We start from the raw sequence: 9,948 nt of genomic DNA, 5'->3' as shown, positions 1-9,948 counted from the left end.
TGCTGGGCGGGTCACTTTTTGTCCGAGCGACAAAAAGTAACCAAAAAACGCGTCGCCTCTGGCGGCTGGCCATCAATTTGGTGGTGGGGGTGGTTCGGGCGGCGGTGCTTGCCGTTTGGCGTGATTGGCCGTTCGACCCTGCTACGCACCCTGTCCGGTGCCTTGCGTCGACGGACTATTGGACGAACCCGACTTTAGGCTATTGGCAGCCTGCTAACCAGGTCATCGGTAGGACGCCTTCGGCTGCGCTGCGCGCACTCAGTATCGTAGGTCGGGTGCTCGGGCACGGAGTGCGTCGCTGCGCTCGCACGGCGTTGTCGTATTGCCGGGCCAAAGGCGCAAATCAGGACGTGGTCCGCAGCTCTGCCACGTTAGGGCCCGCGCGAAGCGCAGCCGAAGGCGTCCCACCGACGCGGTACTTAGCAGGCTGCCAACGGCCTAAAGTCGGGTTCGTCCAATAGTCCGTCGATGTGGGCACAGACAGGGTGCGTAGCAGGCTCGAACGGCCAACCACGCAAAACGGCAAGCACCGCCGCCCGAACCACCCACACCGCGGAATGGATGGCCAGCCGCCAGAGGCGACGCGCTTTTTGGTTACTTTTTGTCGCTCGGACAAAAAGTGACCCGCCCAGCAGGGCGGAACCAAGCGGTTAAATCTACAACAACAACGAACCCGACCTACATAACCAAGCCAACAAGCACCCCCCCAAAGCAAAAAAAAAACGCCCCGGCAAAACCGAGGCGTTTCTCTTACCGCTTCAACGCGGCCAACCAAAAACCAGCCGCTTACCGCTTGGCCATATTCGGCACATCGCGGGTAGCCGCACCAACAAACAGCTGACGCGGACGACCAATCTTGTATTCCGGATCGGTAATCATCTCTTCCCACTGCGAGATCCACCCCGGTGTACGAGCCAGCGCGAAGATGCAGGTGAACAGCGACGTCGGGATGCCCAGCGCGCGCTGGACGATGCCCGAGTAGAAGTCGACGTTCGGGTACAGCTTGCGGCTGACGAAGTACTCGTCTTCCAGCGCGATCTTTTCCAGTTCCATGGCCAGCTTGAACAGCGGGTCGTTGTGCAGACCCAGTTCTTCCAGCACTTCATGGCAGGTTTCGCGCATCAGCTTGGCGCGCGGATCGTAGTTCTTGTACACGCGGTGGCCAAAGCCCATCAGGCGCACGCCCGAGTTCTTGTCCTTGACCTGCTTGATGAACTCGTTGATGTTGTCGACGCTGCCGATTTCTTCCAGCATCTTCAGCGCGGCTTCGTTGGCGCCGCCGTGGGCCGGACCCCACAGGCAGGCCACGCCGGCGGCGATGGCTGCGAACGGGTTGGTGCCCGACGAACCGGCCAGGCGCACGGTCGAGGTCGACGCGTTCTGCTCGTGGTCGGCGTGCAGGATGAAGATGCGGTCCAGCGCGCGCTCCAGCACCGGGTTCACGGTGTACGGTGCGCACGGCGTGCCGAACATCATGCGCATGAAGTTGCCCGAGTAGGACAGGTCGTTCTGCGGGTAGATGTACGGCTGGCCGATGTTGTACTTGTACGCCATGGCGACCAGGGTCGGCATCTTGGCGATCAGGCGGATGGCCGAGATCTCGCGCTGGTGCGGATCGTCGATGTCCATCGCGTCATGGTAGAAGGCGCTCATGGCACCCACCAGGCCGGTCAGCACCGCCATCGGGTGGGCATCGCGGCGGAAGCCGCGCAGGAAGAACTGCAGCTGCTCGTGAACCATGGTGTGGTTCATCACCGAGCCGACGAACTCTTCCTTCTGCTTGGCGTTGGGCAGTTCACCCTTGAGCAGCAGGTAGCAGGTCTCGAGGTGGTCGCAGTTCTGCGCCAGTTGCTCGATCGGGTAGCCGCGGTACAGCAGTTCGCCCTTGTCACCATCGATATAGGTGATCTTGGAATTGCACGAAGCCGTCGACATGAAACCGGGGTCGTAGGTGAACTTACCGGTCTGTCCGTACAGCTTGCGAATGTCGATTACGTCGGGGCCAACGGTACCCTTGTAGATCGGCAGCTCAACGCTGGGGGAACCATCGGAGAACGATAGCGTGGCTTTCACATCGGACGGCGTCATGTCGGATCCTTCAAATGCTGTGAATAATAATGTTGACCAAAACTCAGACCGTACGCAGCAGGGTGATGACTCGCTGCATCGGGGGCGTGTCGAGCTCACCGTCCAGTTCCTTGCGCGCAAGGAGCAGGTCCATCAACTCGTTGTCGCTGAGTTCGAACAGCGTGCTCAGCGAAGCCACGTCCTCGTCGGACAGGCTCTCCTCGTAACGGTTGAAAAAACGTTCGACGATGATGTCGTTCTCCAGGAGGCCGCGGCGGGCGCGCCAGCGCAGGCGGGCGCGCTTGTGCGGATCGGCCTGATGGGAGAAAGTGGTGGCAGGACTCTCAGTCATGGCTTCCTACTTCCGACACGCCAGCCCGATATAGCCGCTCGGGCTGACGTGTCGCTTACAACTACTGCAGACAGCCGCTGGATCAGACCGCGCGGCGGACCATCAGCTCCTTGATCTTGCCGATGGCCTTGGTCGGGTTCAGACCCTTCGGGCACACATCGACGCAGTTCATGATGCTGTGGCAACGGAACAGGCGGTACGGGTCGTTCAGGTTGTCCAGACGCTCGCTGGTGGCCTGGTCGCGGCTGTCCGCGATGAAGCGGTAGGCCTGCAGCAGGCCGGCGGGGCCGACGAACTTGTCCGGGTTCCACCAGAACGACGGGCACGACGTCGAGCAGCTGGCGCAGAGAATGCACTCATACAGGCCGTCCAGCTCGTCGCGCTCTTCCGGCGACTGCAGGCGCTCTTTTTCGGGCGGCGGCTCGTCGTTGATTAGGAACGGCTTGATCGAGTTGTACTGCTTGAAGAAGTTCGTCATGTCGACGATCAGGTCGCGCACCACCGGCAGGCCGGGCAGCGGACGCAGCACGATGCGGTCCGGCAGCTCACGCATGTTGGTCAGGCAGGCCAGGCCGTTCTTGCCGTTGATGTTCATCGCGTCCGAGCCGCACACGCCTTCACGGCACGAACGGCGGAACGAGATGGTTTCGTCCAGCTTCTTCAGCTTGACCAGCGCGTCCAGCAGCATGCGCTCGTGACCGTCCAGCTCGACCTCGTAGGTCTGCATGCGCGGCGCCGCATCCTTGTCCGGATCGTAGCGGTAGACTTCGAAAATACGCTTCATTTCTGTGGGTCCTGTTGTCTCTACGATGCGGTGCTCAGAACGTACGGGCCTTCGGCGGCACGCTTTCCACCGTCAGCGGTTCCATCTTCACCGGCTTGTAGTCGAGGCGGTTGCCTTCGCTGTAGAACAGCGTGTGCTTGAGCCAGTTCTGGTCGTCGCGGTTCGGGAAGTCGCTGTGCGCGTGGGCACCGCGCGATTCCTTGCGGGCGGCCGCCGAGATCATGGTGGCCTTGGCCACTTCCACCAGGTTGGCCACTTCCAGGGCTTCCACCAGCGCGGTGTTGAAGACCTTGGACTTGTCCTTCAGGTGGATGTCGTTGGCGCGCTCGGATACTTCCAGGATGCGCTCGACGCCTTCGTCCATCAGCTTCTGGGTGCGGAACACGCCGGCATGCGACTGCATGTTCTTGCGGATGTCGTTGGCGACGTCCTGGGTGTATTCGCCCGAGGTCGTACCTTGCAGCTTGGCCAGGCGCGACAGCGCGAGGTCAGCGGCATCGGCCGGCAGCGGCTTGTGTTCCTTCTGCTTCAGGTTCTGCGCGATGATGTGGTTGCCGGCGGCACGGCCGAACACCACCAGGTCGAGCAACGAGTTGGTGCCCAGGCGGTTGGCGCCGTGCACCGACACGCACGAGCATTCGCCGATCGCGTAGAAACCGTTCAGGACTTCGTTCGGGTTGCCGTTCTTCGGCACCACGACCTGGCCGTGGAAGTTGGTCGGGATGCCGCCCATCTGGTAATGGATGGTCGGGACCACCGGGATCGGTTCCTTGATCGCATCGACGTTGGCGAACTTCATGCCGATTTCGCGGATCGACGGCAGGCGCTTCATGATGGTCTCGGCACCGACGTGGGTCAGGTCGAGCAGCACGTAGTCGCCGTTCGGGCCACAGCCGCGGCCTTCCTTGATTTCCTGGTCCATCGAGCGCGACACGAAGTCACGCGGCGCGAGGTCCTTCAGCGTCGGGGCATAGCGCTCCATGAAGCGCTCGCCGTCCTTGTTGCGCAGGATACCGCCCTCGCCGCGCACACCTTCGGTGATCAGCACGCCCGCGCCGGCCACGCCGGTCGGGTGGAACTGCCAGAACTCCATGTCTTCGAGCGGCACGCCTGCGCGCGCTGCCATGCCCAGGCCGTCACCGGTGTTGATGAAGGCGTTGGTGGAAGCGGCATAGATACGGCCGGCACCGCCGGTCGCGAACAGCGTGGTCTTGGCCTCGAGGATGTAGACCTCGCCGGTTTCCATTTCCAGCGCGGTCACGCCCAGCACGTCGCCGTCCTGGTCGCGGATCAGGTCCAGCGCCATCCACTCGACGAAGAAGTGGGTCTTGGCGCGCACGTTGCGCTGGTACAGCGTGTGCAGCAGTGCGTGGCCGGTACGGTCAGCCGCGGCGCAGGCGCGCTGCACGGGCTTTTCACCGTAGTTGGCGGTGTGGCCGCCGAACGGACGCTGGTAGATGGTGCCGTCGGGGTTGCGGTCGAACGGCATGCCGAAGTGTTCGAGCTCGTACACGACCTTCGGGGCTTCACGGCACATGAACTCGATGGCGTCCTGGTCACCCAGCCAGTCCGAGCCCTTGATGGTGTCGTAGAAGTGGTAGTGCCAGTTGTCCTCGCTCATGTTCCCCAGCGAAGCGCCGATGCCGCCCTGGGCCGCCACCGTGTGCGAGCGCGTCGGGAACACCTTGGACAGCACGGCCACGTTCAGGCCGGCTTCCGCGAGCTGGAGGGATGCGCGCATCCCGGCGCCGCCAGCACCGACGATGACCACGTCGAAACGGCGACGCGGCAATCCAGTCTTGACTGCGACCATTTATTACACCCTCCAGAGAATCTGAGCAGCGTAGCCCGCGCAACCGACGAGCCACAGAATCGTAAGAACTTGCAGCACGAGGCGCACGGCCATCGGCCTCACATAGTCCATCCAGATGTCGCGCACGCCGATCCAGGCGTGATACAGCAGCGACAGGATGGTCAGGAACGTAATGATCTTCATCCACTGGTTGGAGAAGAGCCCCGCCCACGCTTCATAGGAAGCGCCGTTCGACAGCAGGAAGGCAATGGCCAGGACCACGGTGAACACCACCATGATGCAGGCCGTGACGCGTTGCGCGAGCCAGTCTTTCAGGCCGTAGTGGGCACCGACGACAAGACGCTTGGGACCGATATTATTGTTTGCCACCTTGATTCTCCTCAGAACAGGCCGTACAGCTTCAGGCCGAAAATCAGGGTAAGCAGCAGGCTGACAACCAGCACGCTGATGGCAGACTTTGCCGAAGCGGGCTTGGAGACACCAACGTGCACATCCAGCAGCAGGAAGCGGATACCGGCGCAGAAGTGATGCAGATACCCCCAGATCAGGGCCAGCACGACCAGCTTGACAAAGCCACCGGACAGAAGGGCCGAGAACTTTGCGAAGCTCAGTTCGGAGGTGATGCTCTGCTCAAACAGATACAGGACGAAGGGAAGAAGGAGGAACATCAATGCACCGCTCGCGCGATGCAGGATGGATACCTTGCCGGCCCAGGGCAACCGGTATTTCGCGATCTGCGAAATACCAATATTCCGGAACTCCGGCCTGGCTTGTTTGGCTTCAGCCATGCGAGACCCCATTAGCGGTAAACAAAGAAACGAAACTGCCATTGCCTGCATGCAACGGGATGCATTAGGGCAAATCCATGAGATTTTAGCGCCTTTGTTGCGCGCTGCACCAATAATTTTCAGCTATCAGGCATCGACAAGTGCCGCCCGACAATCGCACACAAATCACATCCGGCGCGCTTTGCAACGCAACAACCACATGCACCACGCAACAGCCCTCGTCACCACGACAAAAGCCGCAATAATCGGCGCCGGCGCGGGGATCCCGCCGGCGCCCTGAATCAGCTCAGGTCGTTCTGGTAATAGTGCCTGGTCGTTACGTACAACCCGCGGCGCACCTCCACGGGGCGATCGCCATAAGTGTAGGAAACGCGCTCGACCGATAACAGCGGCGAGCCCACCGGCACGGACAACAACTCGGCCGCCGTTTCATCGGCAGGCACGGCGCGGATTTTCTCCGAGGCGCGAATCATGCGCGTACCGAATTCGGCCTCGAACAATGCATACATGGGACCCTTCCACTCGGTCAGCTTTTCAGCGGTAAGGCCCTTGAAGTTGGCGCCGAGCAGCCAGATTTCGTCCAGCACGGTCGATTCGCCCGAGAAATTCAGCACGCGGCGAATCTGCACCACGCTGTCGCCGGTGCGGATATCGAGCAGCCGGGCAATTTCGGCGGGGGCGCGCAGGCGCTTGCATTCCAGCACATGGCTGGCGCCATAATGGGGCTCGCCTTCGTCGGGGACGAGGCGCAGAAAACGGAACTTGACCACGTCTTCATGATGCGTGGTCACGAAGGTGCCTTTGCCCTGCCGGCGCGCCACCAGGTTCTCGGCGGCGAGCTCGTCGATCGCCTTGCGCACCGTGCCCTGGCTGACCTTGTATCGGGAGGCCAGCTCCATTTCACTGGGGATCATCTCGCCGGGCTTCCATTCGCCGGACTGCAGGCTGCGCGTGATCAGCGCCTTGATCTGCTGGTAAAGCGGGCTGAAGGTAGGCGACGGCACGGCGTGCGGACCAGGGGCGGGACCACGTTGCGAGGCGGCCTGCTGGGCAGTCGCAGGCGAAAGCGGCTGCGTCCCGGCGCCAGGCGTGGCGGCGCCAGATTCCTGCGCGCCGGGGGCGGCTGCGCCGGTCAGGGACGTAGGCAGGGAGGACATAGCCGGATTTCACCACAAAAGGGCGAGACACGTCCAGCCTTACGTTAATTGTCTTATGTCTTATATAAGACATATGAATTGACATCGGGGGAGGCCCGGCCTACACTCGCGCTGGTCCACGCCCGCGATGGTCCGCCCAGGCCCGCCAGCAGCCAGGATACCGGAATGTGCCGGTCCGGCAGCGGCCCGGTCTGGAAATGGCGCCTCGCTTCGCAGTAGACTAACGCTTTGTTGCATCACCATGACCCGTTGTGGCTCTCCCCCACCGGTTCCGCCCCGTGGCCCCGCCACCTGGCTCCGGCGGACGGCCGCTCCCCGCTGTGGCGACAACCAGCACCCGGTGACGCACCGCGCTCCTTTGCATGACAGCGGCGTGACGCCGGCCAGCACCCCCCCTTCTATCGTTTGGAGATTTACTCATGGCTAAAGCCCCAATGCGCGTCGCAGTAACCGGCGCCGCTGGCCAGATCGGCTACTCCCTGCTGTTCCGCATCGCCAATGGCGACATGCTGGGCAAAGACCAGCCGGTCATCCTCCAACTGCTCGACCTCCCGCAAGCCCAGCAAGCCGTCAAGGGCGTGGTGATGGAACTGGAAGACTGCGCGTTCCCGCTGCTGGCCGGCGTGGTCATCACCGATGACCCCAAGGTTGCCTTCAAGGACGCCGACGTGGCCCTGCTGGTTGGCGCCCGTCCGCGCAGCAAGGGCATGGAGCGCAAGGACCTGCTCGAAGCCAACGCCCAGATCTTCACGGTGCAGGGCAAGGCACTGGACGAAGTCGCCAGCCGCAATGTCAAGGTGCTGGTGGTCGGCAACCCGGCCAACACCAATGCCTACATCGCCATGAAGTCGGCACCGAACCTGCCGCGCGAGAACTTCACCGCGATGCTGCGCCTGGACCACAACCGCGCCCTGTCGCAGATCGCCGCCAAGACCGGCAAGCCGGTGTCGTCGATCGAGAAGCTGTTCGTGTGGGGCAACCACAGCCCGACCATGTACGCCGACTACCGCTACGCCACCGTCGACGGCAAGAGCGTCAAGGACCTGATCAACGACCCGGTGTGGAACAACGACGTGTTCCTGCCGACCGTCGGCAAGCGCGGCGCCGCCATCATCGAAGCGCGCGGCCTGTCGTCGGCTGCCTCGGCTGCCAACGCCGCCATCGACCACGTGCGTGACTGGGTGCTGGGCACCAACGGCAAGGTCGTCACCATGGGCATCCCGTCCAACGGTGAATACGGCATCCCCGCCGACACCATGTTCGGCTACCCGGTGACCACCGCCAATGGCAAGTACGAAATCGTCAAGGGTCTGGAGATCGACGCCTACNTCCGCAACGATTCAGAATCGGCGCGGACCCCGGTTTTTTCATATGCAGGGGCCAGACTGGCCCCTGCGCTTTCCCCTCAACCCCAACCTATCCGAATCAACGTGCATCCTTCCGAGGTCTTGTTCCAGGGCGAAGCCATCCCGGTCCAGTTGCCGGTGTGTGACCATTACGCGGGCAGCGAAAAGCTGATGCGCAAATCGCTTGCCCTGCAACAAGAGCTTGGCCCGGTCTTTGACATCACCTTTGACTGCGAGGACGGCGCCGCCGTCGGCCATGAGCGCGAGCACGCCGAGCTGTGCGCGCAACTGGTCAACAGCCCGCTCAATGCCCACAACCGCGTCGGCGTGCGCATCCACGACCCGGCCCACCCAAGCTGGCGCGAGGACGTCGACGTGCTGGTGCGTGCCGCCGGCGCGCGCCTGGCCTATGTGGTGGTGCCCAAGGTCACCGATGTGGTCGAGGTCGCGCGCGTGACCGACCACGTCAACCAGGTGGCGCGCAATGCCGGCATCGCCCGCCATATCCCGATCCATGTCCTGATCGAGACCCATGCCGCGCTGGAGCAGGCCTTCGATATCGCCGCGCTGGTGCAGGTGGAATGCCTGAGCTTCGGCCTGATGGACTTTGTCTCGGCCCATCACGGCGCCATCCCCGGCGAGGCCATGCGTTCGCCGCAGCAGTTCGAGCACCCGCTGATCCGCCGCGCCATGCTGGAGATCTCAGCCGCCTGCCATCGCCACGGCAAGGTGCCGTCGCACAACGTCAGCACCGACGTGCAGGCACCGCAGCGCGCCGGCGACGATGCGCTGCGCGCGCGCAGCGAATTCGGCTACCTGCGCAAGTGGAGCATCCATCCGGGCCAGATCGCACCGATCGTGGCGGCGTTCCGCCCGGGCCAGGAAGAAATCGGCGCGGCCAGCCAGATCCTGCTGGCGGCGCACGAGAACAACTGGGCACCGATCCGCCACGATGGCCAGCTGCACGACCGCGCCAGCTACCGCTATTACTGGTCGCTGCTGCAGCGCGCGCAGGCCACCGGCACGCCGCTGCCGGCCAATGTGGAAGCGCTGTTCTTCGCCTGAAGCCGATACCCATACCAATAACCAGTCAGGGCAGCGCCCAAGGAGACACGGATGTCCGCCTCGAAGATCGCCGCACCCGCCGCTGCACCCACCGCCAGCGAGCCGGCCGCCCCCCGGGTCAAGAAATCCGTCGCCCTGTCGGGCGTGACCGCCGGCAACACCGCGCTGTGCACCGTCGGCCGCACCGGCAACGACCTGCACTACCGCGGCTACGACATCCTCGACATCGCCGAGACCTGCGAGTTCGAGGAAATCGCCCACCTGCTGGTGTACGGCAAGCTGCCGACCAGATCCGAACTGGCCACCTACAAGGCCAAGCTCAAGAGCCTGCGCGGCCTGCCCGCCAACGTCAAGGCCGCGCTGGAATGGGTTCCCACCAGCGCCCACCCGATGGACGTGATGCGCACCGGCGTGTCGGTGCTGGGCACCGTGCTGCCCGAGAAGGAAGACCACAACACCCCGGGCGCGCGCGATATCGCCGACCGCCTGATGGCCAGCCTCGGCTCGATGCTGCTGTACTGGTACCACTACAGCCACAACGGCCGCCGTATCGAGGTAGAGACCGACGATGACTCC

Annotated in this window: 9 protein-coding genes and 1 pseudogene; 3 read left to right on the top strand and 7 right to left on the bottom strand. The window is 63.2% G+C overall.

Annotation, left to right across the window (positions count from 1 at the left end; all coding sequences use genetic code 11):
* Positions 1 to 786: 786 nt before the first annotated feature.
* The 7 genes from gltA to DN412_RS41110 form a co-directional block, all read right to left on the bottom strand.
* Entirely contained in the window at positions 787 to 2,088 is a 1,302-nt protein-coding gene (gene gltA / locus DN412_RS41140; RefSeq protein ID WP_115216757.1) for a citrate synthase, read from the bottom strand.
* A gap of 43 nt (positions 2,089 to 2,131) precedes the next feature.
* Positions 2,132 to 2,419: an FAD assembly factor SdhE gene (locus tag DN412_RS41135; protein ID WP_018309460.1), complete on the bottom strand. Its 288-nt coding sequence runs from the start codon at positions 2,417 to 2,419 to the stop codon at positions 2,132 to 2,134.
* An 82-nt stretch (positions 2,420 to 2,501) separates the two neighbouring features.
* A complete protein-coding gene (locus DN412_RS41130; RefSeq protein WP_011298473.1) occupies positions 2,502 to 3,203 on the bottom strand; it encodes a succinate dehydrogenase iron-sulfur subunit in 702 nt (233 codons plus the stop codon).
* Between the two features lie 34 nt (positions 3,204 to 3,237).
* Positions 3,238 to 5,016 (bottom strand): succinate dehydrogenase flavoprotein subunit, encoded by a 1,779-nt coding sequence (gene sdhA, locus DN412_RS41125; RefSeq protein WP_115216756.1) that lies wholly within the window; start codon positions 5,014 to 5,016, stop codon positions 3,238 to 3,240.
* Between the two features lie 3 nt (positions 5,017 to 5,019).
* Positions 5,020 to 5,385 carry a succinate dehydrogenase, hydrophobic membrane anchor protein gene (sdhD, locus tag DN412_RS41120; protein WP_078197160.1) on the bottom strand — a complete coding sequence of 122 codons (366 nt, stop codon included), beginning with the start codon at positions 5,383 to 5,385 and terminating at the stop codon, positions 5,020 to 5,022.
* Positions 5,386 to 5,396: 11 nt separating this feature from the next.
* Positions 5,397 to 5,804: a succinate dehydrogenase, cytochrome b556 subunit gene (gene sdhC, locus DN412_RS41115; protein WP_115216758.1), complete on the bottom strand. Its 408-nt coding sequence runs from the start codon at positions 5,802 to 5,804 to the stop codon at positions 5,397 to 5,399.
* A gap of 281 nt (positions 5,805 to 6,085) precedes the next feature.
* The gene (locus tag DN412_RS41110; RefSeq protein WP_078197161.1) at positions 6,086 to 6,961 is read right to left on the bottom strand and encodes a GntR family transcriptional regulator; all 876 of its coding nucleotides are present in this window, start codon (positions 6,959 to 6,961) and stop codon (positions 6,086 to 6,088) included.
* 419 nt (positions 6,962 to 7,380) lie between these two features.
* On the opposite strand from DN412_RS41110, the pseudogene DN412_RS41105 reads away from it, so the two are divergent.
* From DN412_RS41105 to DN412_RS41095, 3 genes and pseudogenes are all read left to right on the top strand, one after another.
* A pseudogene (locus DN412_RS41105) lies at positions 7,381 to 8,295 on the top strand (malate dehydrogenase); the annotation flags it as partial.
* 96 nt (positions 8,296 to 8,391) lie between these two features.
* On the top strand, positions 8,392 to 9,372 hold the full coding sequence (locus tag DN412_RS41100; protein ID WP_078197163.1) for an HpcH/HpaI aldolase/citrate lyase family protein: 981 nt from the start codon (positions 8,392 to 8,394) through the stop codon (positions 9,370 to 9,372).
* Between the two features lie 51 nt (positions 9,373 to 9,423).
* Positions 9,424 to 9,948: citrate/2-methylcitrate synthase (locus DN412_RS41095; protein ID WP_279635309.1), on the top strand; the 525-nt coding region annotated here is incomplete at its 3' end.

It is taken from the genome of Cupriavidus lacunae (assembly GCF_003353055.1).
Lineage (GTDB): Bacteria > Pseudomonadota > Gammaproteobacteria > Burkholderiales > Burkholderiaceae > Cupriavidus > Cupriavidus lacunae.
The sequence above is the reverse complement of the archived record's forward strand: the minus strand, read 5'-3'. Positions and strand labels throughout refer to the sequence as shown.